The organism is Ignavibacteria bacterium (genome assembly GCA_013177855.1).
Lineage (GTDB): Bacteria > Bacteroidota > Ignavibacteria > Ch128b > Ch128b > Ch128b.
Window position 1 is genome coordinate 1,411,594 of record JABLYA010000001.1, and the last position, 18,518, is coordinate 1,430,111.

Annotated in this window: 14 protein-coding genes and 1 tRNA gene; 3 read left to right on the forward strand and 12 right to left on the reverse strand. The window is 34.2% G+C overall.

Annotation, left to right across the window (positions count from 1 at the left end):
• Positions 1–214: 214 nt before the first annotated feature.
• The 10 genes from HPY57_05950 to HPY57_05995 form a co-directional block, all read right to left on the reverse strand.
• Positions 215–2,800 carry an aconitate hydratase gene (locus tag HPY57_05950; protein NPV11319.1) on the reverse strand — a complete coding sequence of 862 codons (2,586 nt, stop codon included), beginning with the start codon at positions 2,798–2,800 and terminating at the stop codon, positions 215–217.
• 37 nt (positions 2,801–2,837) lie between these two features.
• Entirely contained in the window at positions 2,838–3,824 is a 987-nt protein-coding gene (locus HPY57_05955; protein NPV11320.1) for a pyridoxal-phosphate dependent enzyme, read from the reverse strand.
• Positions 3,821–4,570, reverse strand: a complete 750-nt coding sequence (kdsB, locus tag HPY57_05960) for a 3-deoxy-manno-octulosonate cytidylyltransferase (GenBank protein ID NPV11321.1) — start codon at positions 4,568–4,570, stop codon at positions 3,821–3,823. Before kdsB ends, HPY57_05955 begins: the two co-directional genes overlap by 4 nt.
• Positions 4,570–4,854, reverse strand: a complete 285-nt coding sequence (gene gatC / locus HPY57_05965) for an Asp-tRNA(Asn)/Glu-tRNA(Gln) amidotransferase subunit GatC (protein ID NPV11322.1) — start codon at positions 4,852–4,854, stop codon at positions 4,570–4,572. Before gatC ends, kdsB begins: the two co-directional genes overlap by 1 nt.
• 2 nt (positions 4,855–4,856) lie before the next feature.
• Positions 4,857–5,567: a 1-acyl-sn-glycerol-3-phosphate acyltransferase gene (locus HPY57_05970; protein NPV11323.1), complete on the reverse strand. Its 711-nt coding sequence runs from the start codon at positions 5,565–5,567 to the stop codon at positions 4,857–4,859.
• Positions 5,568–5,913: 346 nt separating this feature from the next.
• Positions 5,914–6,243 carry a hypothetical protein gene (locus tag HPY57_05975; protein ID NPV11324.1) on the reverse strand — a complete coding sequence of 110 codons (330 nt, stop codon included), beginning with the start codon at positions 6,241–6,243 and terminating at the stop codon, positions 5,914–5,916.
• 484 nt (positions 6,244–6,727) lie between these two features.
• Positions 6,728–8,473 (reverse strand): hypothetical protein, encoded by a 1,746-nt coding sequence (locus tag HPY57_05980; GenBank protein NPV11325.1) that lies wholly within the window; start codon positions 8,471–8,473, stop codon positions 6,728–6,730.
• 414 nt (positions 8,474–8,887) lie between these two features.
• Positions 8,888–8,959, reverse strand: a tRNA-Asn gene (locus HPY57_05985).
• 67 nt (positions 8,960–9,026) lie between these two features.
• Positions 9,027–9,314, reverse strand: a complete 288-nt coding sequence (locus HPY57_05990; protein ID NPV11326.1) for a hypothetical protein — start codon at positions 9,312–9,314, stop codon at positions 9,027–9,029.
• 16 nt (positions 9,315–9,330) lie between these two features.
• Positions 9,331–12,006: a valine--tRNA ligase gene (locus HPY57_05995; protein ID NPV11327.1), complete on the reverse strand. Its 2,676-nt coding sequence runs from the start codon at positions 12,004–12,006 to the stop codon at positions 9,331–9,333.
• 746 nt (positions 12,007–12,752) lie between these two features.
• On the opposite strand from HPY57_05995, the gene HPY57_06000 reads away from it, so the two are divergent.
• The 3 genes from HPY57_06000 to tal are packed head-to-tail and all read left to right on the forward strand — an operon-like array spanning position 12,753 to position 15,832.
• A complete protein-coding gene (locus HPY57_06000) occupies positions 12,753–14,447 on the forward strand; it encodes a proline--tRNA ligase (GenBank protein NPV11328.1) in 1,695 nt (564 codons plus the stop codon).
• A gap of 14 nt (positions 14,448–14,461) precedes the next feature.
• Positions 14,462–14,698 (forward strand): CDGSH iron-sulfur domain-containing protein, encoded by a 237-nt coding sequence (locus tag HPY57_06005; protein NPV11329.1) that lies wholly within the window; start codon positions 14,462–14,464, stop codon positions 14,696–14,698.
• An 18-nt stretch (positions 14,699–14,716) separates the two neighbouring features.
• Entirely contained in the window at positions 14,717–15,832 is a 1,116-nt protein-coding gene (gene tal, locus HPY57_06010) for a transaldolase (protein ID NPV11330.1), read from the forward strand.
• A gap of 507 nt (positions 15,833–16,339) precedes the next feature.
• Here the strand turns inward: tal and HPY57_06015 are convergent.
• Positions 16,340–16,636, reverse strand: a complete 297-nt coding sequence (locus HPY57_06015) for an MTH1187 family thiamine-binding protein (GenBank protein NPV11331.1) — start codon at positions 16,634–16,636, stop codon at positions 16,340–16,342.
• Positions 16,637–16,687: 51 nt separating this feature from the next.
• The gene (locus HPY57_06020; GenBank protein NPV11332.1) at positions 16,688–18,385 is read right to left on the reverse strand and encodes a D-aminoacylase; all 1,698 of its coding nucleotides are present in this window, start codon (positions 18,383–18,385) and stop codon (positions 16,688–16,690) included.
• Between the last annotated feature and the right edge of the window lie 133 nt (positions 18,386–18,518).

An 18,518-nucleotide genomic window follows, 5' to 3' on the forward strand; every position in this document is an offset into this window, starting at 1 on the left:
CTGAGTTTTTATTCACTTTCCACATTCACATTCCGGAATCGTATTAAATAAGATTTAATATTAATGAAACGGTAAGTTATGAAGAGATTTGAGATTGTATTTTTCCCCTACACGAATTTGAAGGAAATTAAAGAATGTTTAAAAACAAATCAGGCTAAGACTTGCTTAGCCTGATTATTGAACTAATTCAAAATTAGATTCTAATCAAAGAAAATTATTTTTTCTTTGATGTCTTCGTCTTACTCACAGATTTCTTTGCGGTTGATTTTTTGCTTGTGACTTTTGCTTTCTTTACAGCAGATTTCTTAGCCTTTGCCTTCGTTAATTTCTTCTTCGTTGATTTCTGTGCTTTTACCTTTTTCGCAGCAGCTTTTTTCTCAACTTTCTTTGTCTTCTTGCCCTTAGTCTGAGTTTTTTTGCCAGCCGCAGATTTTTTAACAGCTTTCTGCTTGGGCTTTACATCAACTTCTTGTTTCTCCTCTGCCGGTTCTTGTTTCACCTCAACTGGAGCCGTCTCAATTGCTTTCTTGTGAAATTGTTCTGCAACAAGATTGAGCGCACCACCTGCTTTGAACCACTCAATTTGATTTTCGTTGTATGAGTGATTTAACCAGATTTCGTCCGTTGTACCATCCGAATGTTTAACAATCATTTTCAACGGTTTATTCGGAGCAAAATCATTCAAACCGACAATGCTAACTCTATCATCTTCTCGTATCTTATCATAATCTTCTGGATTTGCAAATGTTAATGCTAAAATTCCCTGCTTCTTCAAATTTGTTTCGTGAATTCTTGCAAATGACTTAACTATGATGGCTTTACCGCCAAGATATCTCGGTTCCATTGCAGCATGTTCTCTTGAAGATCCTTCACCATAATTCTCATCACCAATCACAACCCAGCCGATGCCATTCTTTTTATATTCACGAGCAACTTCAGAAACATTTTTGTATTCACCGGTAAGAATATTTTTTGTTTTTCCTGCTTCTCCAGTGAAATAATTGATTGCGCCTAAGAACATATTATCAGAAATTTTATCGAGGTGTCCACGATATCTTAACCACGGTCCAGCAGGTGAAATGTGATCGGTTGTACACTTACCTTTTACTTTTAATAAAACAGGCAAATCAATAAAATCTTTTCCATCCCATTTTTCAAAAGGAGTTAATGCTTGAAGTCTTTCGCTATCTTCTTTTATCATAACCTGAATATCAGAACCATCTTCAGCAGGCGGAACATATCCTTTTTCATCAACAACAAATCCATTTTCCGGAAGCTCTTTCCCTTCTGGCGGATCGAGCTTTACTTCTTCTCCAGCTTCATTAATTAATGTATCTGTTAGTGGATTAAATGTCAGTTTTCCTGCAATTGCAAGAGCTGTAGTAATTTCTGGACTTGCAACAAATGCAAGTGTTTCAGGATTTCCATCATTTCTTTTTGCAAAATTTCTATTAAATGAAGTTACGATCGTATTTCTTTCGCCAATCTTAACATCCATTCTTTTCCACATTCCAATGCAAGGACCACAGGCATTAGCCAAAACAACACCTCCGAGATCTGTCAATATTTTCAATTGACCATCTCTTTCAATTGTCGCTCGAATTTGTTCAGAACCAGGGGTGATGGTGAACTGAGTTTTTGCTTTCAATCCTTTCTCAAGTGCTTTTTTAGCAACAGCAGCTGCACGTTCAATGTCTTCATAACTTGAATTTGTACAACTTCCAATTAAAGCAGCACTGATTTTTTCAGGATAATCATTTTGTTGAACAGCTTCTTTCATCTTAGAAATGGGCCATGCCAGATCTGGTGTGAATGGTCCATTCAAATGAGGTTCGAGTTCAGATAGATTTATTTCAATAATTTTATCGAAGAATTTTTCTGGTTCAAGCTCGACTTCTGGATCTGCAGCAAGGTAGTTTGAAGCAGCGTAAGCTAATTTCATCGCAAGTTCGGAGACAGCGTCTCTGCCAGTTGCATTAAGATAATCAATCATTCTTTCATCGAATGGGAAAATTGAGGTTGTTGCACCGACTTCGGCACCCATATTGCAAATAGTTCCTTTGCCTGTGCAGCTGATTGATTTTGTACCTTCACCAAAATATTCAATTATGTATCCCGTTCCACCTTTGACTGTCAAGATTCCAGCGAGCTTAAGAATAACATCTTTAGGTGAAGTCCATCCGTTTAATTGTCCTGTTAATTTAACTCCAAGCAATTTTGGAAATTTAAGTTCCCATGGCATTCCAGCCATTACATCGACTGCGTCGGCGCCGCCGACACCAATTGCGAGCATTCCAAGTCCGCCGGCATTTGGTGTATGTGAATCAGTTCCAATCATCATTCCGCCCGGGAATGCATAATTTTCAAGAACAACTTGATGAATTATTCCAGCACCTGGCTTCCAGAAACCGATTCCATACTTAGCAGAGACAGATGCAAGGAAATCATAAACTTCTTTATTTTCATCGAAGGCTCGCATCAAATCCTGTTCAGCACCAACCTGAGCCTGAATTAAATGGTCGCAATGAACTGTTGTAGGAACAGCAACTTTAGGTAATCCGACAGACATAAATTGGAGCAGAGCCATTTGTGCAGTTGCATCTTGCATAGCTACTCGGTCAACTCTAAATTCAACGAAATCTTTTCCTCTTTCAAAGGGCCTCGTTGGTAATTCCCAGGTATGAGCGTAGAGAATTTTTTCAGCGTAAGTCATTGGCCTGCCAAGAATCTTTTTGGCGTGATCAACCCTCTCGGCAAAATCGGAATAAACTTTTTTAATTAGGTCTAAATCAAAAAGCATAACTCCCTCATAATTTGTTTTTGATTAATTGTAAAAATTAAACTTTCGATTGTTCCATTGTTTCGAGATATTTTTTCATTTTTGGGAAAATTCCAAAAACTCCGCCTGTGTGAATAAACATTAATTTATTGAATTCATTCCCTTGATAAATAAAATGATCAACCATACCAAAAAATGCTTTGCCAGTATAAGCTGGATCGAGCAGCAAACCATAATCCTGAGAGATAAATGTAAGAAGTTCTAATTTTTCTTTTGAGATGTTTTCGTATCCTTCGGTTGAATAGCCATCGAGAATTGTGAAATCTTTAGTTGTCACTTTAATACCGAGTTTATATTTCCTGCTGCACTCATTTGCAAGATCACAAACAATTTTTTCAAAATCACCAGAGGTTTTCAGAACATTCACACCAATTAGATTTGACTTCAGCCCAAAAAGTTTTTTACCTACTACAAGTCCTGCTAATGTTCCACCCGAGCCTACTGCAGTTACAATGTGAGATGGTTTATTCTTAAAAGATTTCAATTGTTTTGAAATTTCTCTTGCACATTCAATATAACCCCAGATGCCGAGTGGAGAAGAACCTCCTTCGGGAATAAATACTCCTTTTAAACCTTTCTTTTTGAGAGATATAATTTCTTTCTCAGCAATTTCTTCTATGTTATCATATTCTTCTTGAGTTACAAATCTTATTTCAGCTCCAAATAATTTATCAAGAGCTAAGTTTCCGTCGTAGTGAGCGGGTTCATTACCTCTCAAGTAAAGAATGGATTTTAATCCAAGTCTTGCAGCAACAGCTGCAGTTGCTCTTGCATGATTTGATTGAATTCCACCGCAAGTTATAAGTACATCTGCTTTTTTCTGAAGAGCGTCGAAAACCAAATATTCCAGTTTTCTGATTTTATTCCCTGTCCATTCAATTCCTGTGTAATCATCTCTCTTAATTAGGATTTCGAATCCTTCAAAGAAGATCGCATGAATTGGAGTTGGTATATTGGCAAGTTCAACTTTATCTGGAATGTTCATTCTTTAATCCCATATTTTTCTTTCCAATAGTTGTTTGCATAGATTAAATCTTCTTCTGTATCGACAGATATTGGTTCGTAATCAACAAGTTCAACTTTGATTTTGAAACCATTTTCAATCATTCTGAGCTGCTCTAATTTTTCAATCCTTTCGAGTCTGGTTTGAGGCAGTTTTGTAATCTTTAACAATGCATCACGACGGTAAACGTAAATTCCAATATGTCTTATATATATTTTTTCAAATTCTTCACTCTGATAATATGGAATAACTGAACGAGAAAAATAAACTGCAAAACCATTTTCATCCAACACAACTTTTGGCAAAGATGGATTTGTTACCAGATTCGGATCTTTGAAATAAGTGCCTGCAGTTGCAACCTGAATCTCTTCAATTTGCAAAAGCGGTTTTATTGTTTTATCGATAACTTCTCTATGAATAAATGGCTCATCTCCCTGAATGTTTACTACAATATCGTATTCGGGAAATTTTTCTGAATAATAAGCACAACGATCAGTTCCGCTTTGCAGATCTTGTGGAGTAATTTCAACTTCACCGCCAAAACTTTTTACGGCATTGAAAATTCTAACATCATCAGTCAAAACAACAAGTTTATCTAAGTAAATAGATTTTAATGCAGATTCGTAAGTATGTTGAATCATTGGTTTATTTCCAATGAAGCGAAGCGGTTTACCAAATAATCTTGTCGAAGCAAATCGTGCTGGAATTAACCCTAATATTTTTGACATCAGATTACCTTTGGAACTTTGAAAAATTCTTCTGTTGAATCAGGAGCGTTCTTTAAAGCCTCTTCTCTTTTGACAGAAGGCACAAGTTTATCTTCTCTGGCAACATTAATCACTGGAAGCGGGTGAGACAAAGGTTCAACATTTTCAGTTTCGAGTTCATTTAATTTATCAACATATTCCAGAATTTGATTTAATTCTTGTTGAAATTTTTCAATCTCATCGTCTTTTAATTTCAAGTGTGCTAATTCAGCAATATGTATGACAAGTTCTCTGGTAACTTTCATAATTAAGAGTAATAATTTTTGACAATAATGTTTCTAACTTTTTCCATTAATTCAAGTTCTGATTTTTTATCAATTGATCCATCATGTTCAATTGGCGGATCAATAAACAGTTTAACTTTTCCAGGCCTTATTCTGAATTTTTTCTTTGGCAGAATCTCGAATGTTCCTTTAATTGTTAGTGGAACAATTTTCCTTCCGCTTCTTGTGGCAAGAGTAAAGGCGCCTCTTTTAAATGGTTGGATGTTACCATCCTGACTTCTTGTTCCTTCGGCGAAAAGAAGAACGCTTGCGCCTTTTTCAATTTTCTTTTTTGCGATTTCGAGACTTTCCATAGCTTTTGTTGGGTTTTCTCGATCAATTAAAATGTATGGACCTATTCTCAATTGCCAGCCAAATAATGGAATCTTTGTTAATTCCTTCTTGAAAACTATTCTCAACTGACCTGGAACTGATGCCATTACAACAGGAATGTCAAAGCCGCTGCAATGATTTGCAACATAAACATAATTTTCATTAGAGTTAATATTTTCTAATCCAATTATTTCAACTTTAACACCCGCAATCCATAGCAAAAGCTTTGCCCATATTCTGCCCAGAAAATGATAAACTTTACCGCTTCTATCAAGTAAAGAAGCAATAATTGCAAGTGATGCAAAGATGATTGTTACAATTACGATTAAAATTATTTTGATGACTGTCTTGATAAAATCCATTTTATCCTAAAGTTAATTATTAAAATTAAAGAAGAGCTCTCATCGCTCTCAACTTTCAATTACAAAGATTAATGATGAGTATGATAAAATCAAGATGTGTTTTGGACAAAGTTGATGTCTGTTTTTGATGAATATGATAAAAATTAGTGCAGGATCAGCCGAACTCAATTTTGAAAATGCAGAGAATAGAAGGGAAGGTAAATTGCATTTAAAAAATTTTATATAAGCTAAGTCAAATTTAAAGTGATTAGAACAAATCTGACTTACTCATAACAACTCATTAATAGCTTAAAATCTCCAATCATCACAGTTGCGAATTTCAAAATGACTAGAAATTCACCGCTCTTTACTTCTCGGGAGATTCGTTGTTATTATTTTCAGAAACCGACTTTTTTAAGACATACAAAGAAACAAGAAAAACAATCGCTGCGGCAATATCAACATATCTCCAGATATTTCTATCCAGATAAATTGGGAAAATCGGATTGAATAAAATTGCAATCATTATATGAATCCAGGCCCAGTTACTCTTTTTGATTGTAATAAATAAATAAACACTATAAACAGAAACACCGAAGACAACAAATCTGAGTAATGTATAATAACTATAAGGATGTCTATCAAGTGACCAAAACAACAAAATGACCGCTATAATGTTTACAACTCTGTAAACCATAAAATATTCCTTTCGTTGTTGTTTCAAATTATAAATTTCTCACAACTTAATTTAGCAGGAATAAAAAATTTGGATGGTGTAATCGAAGATATTTAAGAAATGTTTTCTAATGCGATCTTTATAAAAAAGAGTCTGTCATATCAAACCTTTCGAAATAAAATTCCCCTCTGGCTAAAAAGAGCTTGAGCATTCAATTGTTGAGCGGTGATAAAAAAAGTGAGGGAAGGATTTTTATTGAATTCTCCTTAGGTTTCACTTTGCAAAGGCTGACAATATTAATGCTAAGAAGCTACAAAGACCTGCTTTATTTTTTATTGATTTAATTAAAAAAGTCTCTCAGACATATTATAACCTATATTTTATAATATTAATCTCTCGTTTGTATGGTTATGCATAAAGTTTCCCGTCAGATAAATTTAGGCGGAGTAAACATAGAAGTTTGTTTGCTGTTACATAAAATTGGAACGGTCAAATATTTCACCTTTTAAGAAATTATGAAATCTAAAGTATTTCCACATTTTGTGTATTTAAGTACATCATCCAGTTTGTCACATCCTTCCTGATCAATTTCATGATACCTGCCAGCACCCGCATAGATCTGTACAGAGGGAAGTGCTTTCTTTAGACCGCTCCAAGCGTTTAGCCATGTTCTGATTTTTACCGTTGTATGAGGATGATGCAATACGATTTTTGGTTCCTCTTTCTTTGCCAATTCCTTAAATTTCCTATTAACTTCTTTACGCCAACCTTTTGCATTCTTTGATCTAGGATTGAATATAGATAAATCATGACAACCCAAAATCATAACTTTTCCAATATCTAAATTAAAAAAGTGAGATTTTAAGTTAGTATTTCGGACTAAGCTATTTTGTTGCTTTGGTGTAGGATATGATTTCCCGGTGGAGTACGGTTTATTACTCTTCAAATCAAACAAAAACACCAGTTCAATATGTGGTTGATTAATGTAAATTGAAGTTGCTGATATTTTATCTTTGTATGAATCCACACCTAATGTTACATAATCTGTCACTTCCTTTAATTTATTGCGCAAATCTTCGGTTAAAACAGACTCTACATATTTTTCAGCTTCTTTAACTAAAATGTTTACAATTTCACTATCTGGATTTTGGGGATTGTTAATTCTTTTTCTGGTTACATCTTTTGGCAAATCGAACTGTATAAAACCGCCACATGTGATAAGGAATTTTACCTTTGTCCCTTTTGGCCATTCATTATAAATTTCTTCAAGCAATTTTTTTACATTTTCAATCTTTCCTTCCCATTTATCAGCAATGATTATCCTTGCCAAGAAAGGATCCTTATCCATTCTTATTTCAATTTTCCAAAGTTCATCTTGTTTTTCTATCATTCTTTTGAACTTCGCCAAATCCTTTGGATTATCTGGATTTAAACTGCACCATTCAAAATCCTTAGCAAAAAGTCTAACTGTAGGTTTTAATTTAAATTCTGCTGGCAGGAAATCTCTTAAAGTATCATACCATGCGCGTTGTTCATCTCTATAAGGTGGATCATTATCTTTAGAATTAATTTTTTCACATAATCTGATCCATCTTTCTCTGTTAAAACCTAATTCAAGTTCGGAAGGATAATTTTCTAATGCTATTTTTCTAGGTAATGTGAAATGTTGCGATTCATCAAACTCAACAATAAATCCTGGATTTGGAACAAAGAAATCACAATTCGGAAGAGTTTTCGATTTAACAAATTCTTTAAATTCTCTATGCTTCTGGAGCACTTCATAAATTTCTTTCATTTTGTAATAGTATGGTGTGTCTTTAAAATCTTCTGGAGAAGTTCCAACATTAAACTTATAATTCATCTCAACTCTTCCATAAATTTTCTCTAAGAGTTTTCTAATATTTTCCTTACATTCTGGGCATCGTTCATAATGATGATTAACTGATAACTGTCTTTCTTTCTTTTTGTTAAATGGTTTAATTGTTTTCTCTTGTGTTGGAATTTCAACAATATTAAAGCCAAGACTCTTAAGGAAATCATTTGTTTCTCTGCCTCCATTGAACTGGGAAGGGTCTAATGTTTTACCATTAGCATACTTGTTTGCCAAAGAAATAACATATTTAGGTGGAAAGAGTATTCCGTTAAATTCCAAAAGATATTTCCTCGAACTCCTTTCTTTCGGAATTTCGGTTCTTTCAATTTCTTCTATCGCTTTAATGATGTGTTCTTTTCTTATATTCTTTGGAATCATATTAACGCCTCCCAATTTTTATAATGGTTGGGGTGTATCCAAAGTTTGCCAAAGACGAATTTTTCGAAAGGAGGAGAGAAGCATAGCTATATTTCATTTGTTAGTCGTAATTTTCATCATTCTCTAACTTAATTCCCCGATCTGAATGCTTTGTAGTATATCCAAATCTTAAATCATTAAACTATCCGATTTGTTACTTACCTGAGTTCATTAATTTTAAAAATCATTTAATTATACTAACGAATTGAAAATAAAAAGTCAATTTATTCGCAGAAAATTATTTCATTGGTAGATGTAGATAAGCATCAGATCAATCCAGAATATTAAAAGAGGGAATTAAATTTTTACTGACTTTTTTGTACGGATAAATGAAAGGTGAGCTTTGAAGAAGTTTGAAACAGCATTTAAGATTAGCTCCGCGTGCAGGACTCGAACCTGCAACCCTCCGGTTAACAGCCGGATGCTCTACCATTGAGCTAACGCGGAATGGAAATGAACTTTTTCAAAAATTTTCGTGTGCAATAATAATAAATAGAGTCGTTTTTTCAAAAATCTATCGTAAATCTTTCTCATCCGTCTTCTTTTTACCAGAATACATTATCTTCTGTATTAAAAGAATAACAGCAAATCCAAATATGATCGAATTGGTCAGCATTATTGCCCAGTCGTTTCGATATTTTCCATAGATGAACCAGAAAATTGTCGCAGTAATTATCATAAAAATGAAGATCCAGGAAATATCATTTACACTTTTTGTTTTAAAACCCTTCAACACTTGAGGTAACAAATTAAAGCAACTTAATGTAACAGCTATTCCGCCAACTATATCGTAAATATTCATTTTGATTACTTCTCTCTTAATTTTGTTCTAACATTGCAAGATTCTTTTTTACTTTTTCGAGAGCTTCAGAAAAGTTCTTCTGTTTTTCTCTTTCGTTCTTCACAACATCTTCGGGAGCTCTTGTTACAAAGTTTTCGTTTGAAAGTTTTTTATTTACTCCTTCTAAAAGTTTTTCTAACCTCTCAATCTCTTTCTTTAATCTTTCTCTTTCGACTTCAATATCTATTAGTCCTTCGAGCGGAATGTAGATTTCATTACCTTTTACAACTGATACAGAGGAATTTTTTGGTCTTTGAACTGTCTTTCCAACAAGTATGTTCTCAACTCTTGCAAGTTTTTCAATGTAAAAGGGATATGCATTTACTAAATCTTCAAAATCTTTATCTTCAGCCTTTATGTACACATCACATTTTTTCGAAGGTGGGACATTCATCTCGCCTCGAATATTTCGAATAGATGAAATTAAATCCTGCATAAGTTCGAGTTTCTTTTCAACATCTTCATCAATCCATTTTTCATCTACAGCTGGAAATTGTTCTGTCATAATTGTTTTGATTTCGCTCTTATCTTTTCTTGATAAATCAAGATCATAAATTGTCTGGAAGATTTCTTCTGTAATGAAAGGCATAATTGGATGGAGTAATTTCAAGATATTTTCATAAACATAAATTGCTCTCGAAAGAACGGCTGACTTCACATTTTCATTTGTTTCTTCTGCCAGTCTTGTTTTTACAAATTCCACATACCAATCGCAGTAGTCACTCCAGATAAAGTTGTAAATTATCTTCGACGCATCATTTATTCTGAATGTCTCGAGTGCTTCAGTATAATTTTTAATAGTTGAGTTTAATCGGCTCAAAATCCATTTGTCCGTTAAATCAAGCGATTCAAATTTCAAATTGTAATTAACTTTAATTTGCTCGGCATTCATTAATAAAAATCTTCCTGCATTCCAGATTTTATTGGCGAAGTTTCTGCCGATTTCACATTTGTCAACTGAGAATAGAACATCCTGTCCGAGCGGTGCCAGATAAATTATTGTAAATCTCAAGGCATCTGCACCATATTGAGCAATTACATCGAGCGGGTCGGGAGAATTGCCCAATGATTTGCTCATCTTTCTACCTTTTTCGTCACGAATAATACTGGTAAAATAAACATCTTTGAAAGGAATGTTATTGGTGAATTCGTGAGCTGCAATAATCATACGTGCGACCCAGAAGAAGATGATGTCGGGTCCAGTTACAAGTGTATCGGTTGGATAAAAATATTCGAGTTCTTCTTTTGTTCTAAAAACTCCATGCGCCCATAACCAGCTCGATGCCCAGGTATCAAGTACATCTTCGTCCTGTTTTAAATTTGTTGAACCGCATTTGGGACAACTTTGAGGTGGATCAACTTGAACAATAATTTCTTTACAACTTTCATTCTGGCAATACCATACTGGAATCCTGTGACCCCACCACAATTGTCTCGAAATACACCAGTCTTTAATATTATGCATCCAATGGAAATAAACCTTTGTCCACCTCTCAGGATGAAATTTTACTTTTCCTTCTTCAACAGATTTAATTGCGGGTTTAACAAGTTCATCCATCCGCATGAACCATTGTTCAGAAAGGTACGGCTCGATGGGGACTTTACCTCTTTCGGAATAACCAATGTTTGTTTTGTAATCTTCAATTTTTTCGAGTAAACCAAGTTCTTCAAATTTTTCTACAACTTTTTTGCGAGCTTCAAAGCGATCCAATCCACGAAATTCTTTCGGGACATTTTCATTAAGCGTTGCATCGGGATTTAAAATATTAATCACTTCAATCGGATGGCGCTGACTTATTTCAAAGTCATTTGGATCGTGAGCTGGAGTAACTTTAACACATCCTGTTCCAAATTCTTTATCAACATAATTATCAGCAATAATTGGAATTTCTCTATTAACAATTGGAAGGATTACTTTTTTACCAACTAAATGCTTATATCTTTCATCTTCTGGATTGACAGCAACGGCAGTATCTCCAAGCATTGTCTCGGGACGTGTAGTCGCAACTATAATAAAATCGTTACTGTCTTTTATTGGATACTTAAAATACCAGAGTTTCCCATTTACTTCTTGATAGATAACTTCTTCGTCAGAAATTGCAGATTGAGTTGCAGGATCCCAGTTTACCATTCTCAATCCGCGATAGATATATCCTTTTTTATATAAATGAACAAAAGCTTCCAGCACAAGTCGATAGTAATCATCATCCATTGTGAATCTTAATCTATCCCAATCGCAAGCGACACCAAGTTTTCGCAATTGTTTTAGAATAATTCCACCGTAAGTTTCTTTCCATTCCCAGCAGTATTTTAAAAATTCTTCGCGGCCAATTTTCTTTTTATCAATTCCTTTTTCCCTGAGATAAGCTGTTACTTTTGTTTCAGTTGCAATTGATGCGTGATCTGTTCCAGGAACCCAGCATGCATTATATCCGCACATTTTCTTCCAACGGATAAAAATATCCTGAAGTGTATTGTTCAGGATATGTCCCATTGTAAGGCTGCCAGTAATATTGGGAGGTGGAATTACTATTGTGTAAGGTTTCTTGGAATGATCAATTTCGGCATGAAATAATTTATTTGATTCCCAGTATTGATACCATTTATCTTCAACATCCTGTGGGTTATAAACTTTCGAGAGTTCCTTTTTCATACCTGTCTTTTCCCTTTAGATGAATTCATTCAAAAATTACTGAAAAATTTAATTAAGATTGTTTGCAATATAACAAAAGAGAAAATTTGACTTCAATTTAAGGTTAAGAGAAAGTTTATAAATGAGCAAAATTAATTTTCCAAAAAGGTTTAGAATAGACAAAGCATCGTTCAGTATAAAATTAAATTAGAAAGATGAATTTTGAAGTATTTTCAAAACCGCAAGATTCTCAATTTTGAATTCGACGAACAGAGCGCACCATTTAATCCACAACCCGAAAGTATTAAATATGGATTTTACAAGAAAAATATCAGGGGCTAAGAATTGAAGAAAAATTTTCCAACTCCAAAGGGGTTGAATATGAATAGCCCCGAGTTGCACTCGAAGAACATAGTGCATTGTAAAATCCAAAACATTGAAAAGGGTTGAATGTGAGTGACCATAAATAGTATTCGGAATTGGGAATGCGATAAGATTTTTCAATCCTGAAAGTGGTTGAATGTGATTAGCCCCGATTAGTATTCAGAATTAAGCTTGCAAGAAAAATTTTCCAACCCAAAGGGGTTGAATATGAATAGACCCGAGTTGCATTCGGGGAAAAGAATATGAATAAAGATTTTCAACCCCGAAGGGGTTGAATGTAAAGATTTATTCTCAAAAAAATCCTTTAATCAATTACACAAATTAATGATACTTTTGAAAAGCCTACATCGTTTTTTATTTTTGGAGAAATTTACAGGAAAAGTATGAGATTATCCAAAGTATTTATTCCAACAACTAAAGAAGCACCAGCTGATGCTGTAATTCCGAGTCATATTTTGATGATGAGGGCTGGAATGATTCGCCCGCTTGCTGCCGGTATTTATTCTTTTCTTCCTCTCGGTTATCGAATGATCAAAAAAGTTTGCGAAATCATTCGAAGAGAAATGGATGCAATTGGCGGACAAGAATTTCATCTTCCTGCTCTCAATCCCAAAGAAATCTGGGAAAAAACTAATCGTGTAGAAGCTTTTGGAGATACTCTCTTTCAGGTAAAAAATAGGGATTATGTTCTTGCACCAACTCACGAAGAAATTATAGCTCAAATTGCTGCTGACCACATTAAATCTTATCGAGATTTGCCACAAATCTGGTATCAAATTCAGACAAAATTCAGAAATGAACCGAGACCAAGAAGCGGAGTAATTCGCGGAAGACAATTTTTAATGAAAGATTCATACTCTCTTGATAAAGACTGGGAAGGACTTGATAGAAGTTATGAACTTCACGCCGAGGCTTACAGAAAAATTTTCTCTGCCTGTGGATTAAAATTTTTTGAAGTTGGTGCTTCAAGTGGTGCAATGGGCGGGACTGGCTCACAGGAATTTATGGTTGAATCCGATGCAGGAGAAGACACCTGTGCAATTTGTGATTCTTGCGGATATGCAGCTAATGTAGAAGTGGCAAAAGCTAAAGTCGAGGACTATCCAAGAGATGAAAAATCAGAAGAACTTCATGAAATACACACTCCAAATGTTAAAACAATAGATGAACTTTCTGAATTTTTAAAAATACCAACAACTAAATGTGCAAAATCTAGAGTTTACATTCATAACGATCAACCAATTCTTGTCTTGATGCTTGGAAATGATGAAGTTAACGAAGAAAAATTAGTCGCTGTACTTGGAGGAAAAATTCGTCCAGCTCACCCAGATGAATTATTAGAAATCACTGGTGCTGATGCTGGATCAATTGGTCCAATCGGTATTAATATGAGGATCATTGCCGATATAAAATTGCGTCATGCAAACAATATGGTTAGCGGTGCAAATAAAAATGATTATCATATCGGAGGAATTGATTTTGATCGTGATCTGCCGAATATCGAATATTTCGATCTCCATTTTGTTCAGGAAGGTGATAAATGTTATCAGTGTGGTAATAAATTGAGAGTTGTTAAGGCAATTGAACTTGGTCATATTTTCAAGCTCGGTACAAAATACTCTGAAGCGCTTGGAGCAAAATACCTTGATGAAAAAGGTGAAGAGCATCCAATTGTAATGGGAAGCTACGGAATAGGTGTGGAAAGAATAATTGCCTGTTTGATTGAACAAAACCACGACGAGAAAGGTATCATCTGGCCACGAGAAATTGCTCCATTCCAGGTTCATCTCATTGGCGTTAATATGAAGAATGAAGAAATCAAAAGAACTTGCGAAAAAATTTATTATGAAATGCAGGAAAGCGATATTGAAGTCCTTTATGATGATAGAGACGATGTATCAGCCGGATTTAAATTCAATGATGCCGATTTAATTGGTGTTCCTTTGCAAGTAATTGTTGGTGAAAAAAATCTTGCCAAAAACAAAGTCGAAATTAAATATCGAGCAACTGGTGAGAAGAAAATAGTCGAATTGGGAATGCTTATAAGAACTTTACAAGAAGAATTATTTTTACCATAAGAAAGGAGGTAATGATGGATAAACCAAATATTGCCGCTAAAATGCCTGCCGTCTTAGAACTCGAACCAGGCACATACTGGTGGTGCAAATGCGGATTGTCAAAAAATCAACCTTTCTGTGATGGTTCTCACAAAACAACTTCATTCACTCCAATTGAATTAAAGATTGAAGAGAAAAAAAGAGTGGCTTTGTGTCAGTGCAAACATTCTGAAAAAATTCCATATTGCGATGGGACTCACAGAAAATTATAAATCAAAAAGGAATGAATTATGAATAGCAGACTATATAAACTTTTGAAGATTGGACAAAGTATCTGGCTTGACAATATTAGTCGCAGCTTGATTAAAAGCGGTGAGTTGAAATCTTTAATTGACAAAGGAATTCGAGGGGTTACTTCAAATCCAACAATTTTCGAGAAAGCAATACTTGGCAGCAACGATTACGATGAAGCAATTCAAAAATTAATATCAAGAGGATTAAAATCTGAAGAGATACTTGAAGAATTGATGATTGAAGATATAAAAGATGCCTGCGATCTTTTCGGCGAAGTCTATAAAGAATCAAACGGTAACGATGGCTTCGTGAGTATTGAAGTAAATCCATTACTTGCTTACAACACAGAAGGAACAATAGAAGCTGTTAAAAGAATCTGGGAAAAAATAAATAAACCGAACTTGATGGTTAAAATACCAGCAACCAAAGAGGGATTGAAAGCAATCGAAGAATCAATAGCAAAAGGAATTAATGTAAATGTGACTTTGATATTTTCAATTCAAAGATACATTGAAGTTGCCGAGGCTTACATTAATGGAATTAAAAGAAGATTGGGAAATGGTGAAGAAGTAAATAATGTAAATTCAGTAGCTAGTGTTTTTGTAAGTCGATTGGATACCCTTGTAGATAACGAAATTGTAAAAATGATAAATCAGGGTAAACCAGAATTAACTAAATATCTTGGTAAAGCTGCAGTTGCTAATACTAAATTGATCTATCAAGAATTTAAAAAGATTTTCTTAAGTGAAAGGTTTGATGAATTAAAATCAAAAGGAGCAAAAATACAAAGACCGCTCTGGGCAAGTACGAGCACCAAAAATCCAATGTACAGCCTGTTGCTTTATGTTGATGAATTGTTTGCCCCACATACGGTTAATACTCTTCCGCCAAAGACATTAGAAATTATGCTCGAAGAAAGTATAATTGAAGATAGAATAGAAAAAGATCTTGAAGAAGCTAAGAAAATAATCGAAGATTTGAAATCATTGGGAATTGATTTCGAACAAATTTTTGAAAAACTTGAGAAGGATGGCGTGAAAGCTTTCGAAGACTCGTATCTCAATTTACTTTCCACATTAGAGCAAAAAGTTAAAATATTGCAAGACGTTTAATCGTGATATTTTATTTTTTAAACCGATGTTGAAAAACCATCGGATTAAATTTCAATTTTATCTTTAACTAAAATGATTTTTAGATCTTAATTTCATTTTGCGATTTTAATGCAATTGAACTATTCCAGAGTTCTTTATTTTTTTCAAACTTTATCATTTACCAATGCAATTGAGAGCTAATAATATTGAACCCCTTTCAGGGGTCTTTGTTTTTTTATTTTATTACACCAATTACAATTGGGGACCTATCACATTAAATCCTGTCTTTACCTGTCTAAAATTATTTTCAATTCAAAACTGGTTCTTTTCTTCCAATCAATTTAATGACTATAATTTCATATTTCTGAATGAAAACAATTTCGAGGCAATATTCCCTCGTCACAACGGATTTTTAGTCAATCGAGAGTTCTTAAAGCAAAAGATTTTTTAAAAACCTCTTTAGATTATCCAACCTCAAAACACCAATGGCCTGATGATTAACCATTACCAAATTCGATTTTTAATAACTCACATTTTTTCTTCAACACTTTTAATTTTATCCATCATTGTTTGATCTTTATCAATCCGAGTTCCTATTCGAACATTTGTCGAAATTCTTGGAACACCCATTTGATGCAGCCGCTCATGACATTTTTTAATTGCACCAAAAACCTCATCCCATTCACCCTCGATGTTCGTTCCATTTGCATGAAGCATCGTTGTAAGACCCGCTTCTTTAAAAATTTTTTCGCATTCTGCCACGTAAGGCGAAAGAGAGAGACCAACTCCAAGTGGAATTATACTTACATCAACAATTACTTTCATAATTTACCATTCAATTTTTGTTGAATGAAAAGATGATACATTGATTCTGTTTTAGATATTTAATCTCAACACCTGACCGGGCATTGCTCCAGTGTGATCATAATTTGAAATTACAATTTTCCCATTTACAATAACATAAGGAATTCCATCGGGATATTGATGAGGTTCGGTAAATGTCGCTTTATCTTGAATCTTATCGTAATCGAAAATTACAATGTCCGCAATTTTGTTCTCCTCAATTCTTCCTCTTTCTTTCAAGCCCAATTTATCTGCAGGCATCGATGTCATTTTCTTAATAATTTCTTCAAGTGAACAAATTTTTCTTTCCCTCACATATTTTGCAATTGCTCTTGGAAAAGTTCCATATGCTCTTGGATGAGCAATTTCTCTATTCATTGGAGGATATGGTGCATGACTTCCTGCATCTGATGAAATCATTACAAGAGGATGAGCCAAAATTTTCTCAGTTGATTTTTCTTCCATTCCGAAGCCCATCATCATAACCTGATTTTGAGCGTCGAGCAAAACTTTAACGGATGTTTCATAACCATCCATTCCAAATTCTTCGCTTAATTGATGAATTGTTTTACCCTGGTAATGTTTGAATTCATCTTTACCAATACTTGAAATTAAAACGCCATTCCAATCACCATCAAGATTCGATACTTTTCTCTCAACAAATTCTCTAATTTGATTCTGAAGATTTTTGTCTTTCAATCTATCGAGAAATTTTTGAGTTCCGCCCTCTCGAGCCCAGAGTGGAAAAAGTGACGAAAGATTTGTATGGTAAGCAACATAAGTATATCGATCGGCATGAACTTCGAGACCATCATTAACAGCTTTTTCAATTTTTTCAATCACCTGGTCGACTTTATTCCAGTTGCTTTTACCTGAAACTTTTAGATGAGAGATCTGAAGACGGGAGTTTGACCTTTTAGCAATTTCAATTGCTTCATCAATTGCTTCGAGAACATAATTATCTTCATTTCTCATATGAGTTGCATAAAGTCTAAATTTTTCTGGTGCAACTCTGCACAGTTCAATTAATTCCTCGGTCGATGCAAAAGAACCTGGTGTATATTCCAATCCTGTAGAAATACCAATTGCTCCTTCTTCAATAGCCTTGATTACTTCCTGCTGCATTTTCTTTATCTCTTCGTTAGTAGCAGCTCGTTCATCAAGTCCCACGACAAATTCTCTAATTGTACCAAGTCCAACCATAGTTGCAATGTTCACTGAAAATTTTCGACGAGAAAAGTCGTCCAAAAAATCACCTATTGAACGCCATTTCAATTCTTCACCATATTGTTCATAAAAATTCTTTTTGGTCAGTTCAAGTTCAGGTCCGCCAATAGGACCCCACGAAAAACCATCCTGACCTGTTATCTCTGTTGTTACTCCTTGTCGAATTTTGCTTTCTGCTCTTGGATTTATAATTAAATCAGCATCGGTGTGGGAATGAATATCAATAAAACCAGGAGCGACTTTTAATCCTTTTGCATCAATCACCGTTTTTGCATTAATATCAGTTATTTTTCCAATCAAAATTATTTTATCATCTTTAATTCCGATGTCTGCAACAAATTCCTTTTTGCCTGTCCCATCAATTATGGAGCCATTTTTAATTATGATATCAAGAGAGCGGTCCTTTGAAAAAATTTCTGGAAATGGTGAGCAGCCCATTAAGAGTAGCCCTGCGGTTGAAATTGAACCAGCTTCTATAAACTTTCTTCTTGAAATTTTTTTCATTTTTTACCTCACTAAAGTGATGGTTATGTAATATCTTTTTGTTAAAAATTTTTTTTGAAGAATAAACTTTGAGATTTTCTTCATCTCTGTAAAAATAATTAAAAAGAAATTAAAATTTTTTATAGTCTCTTAA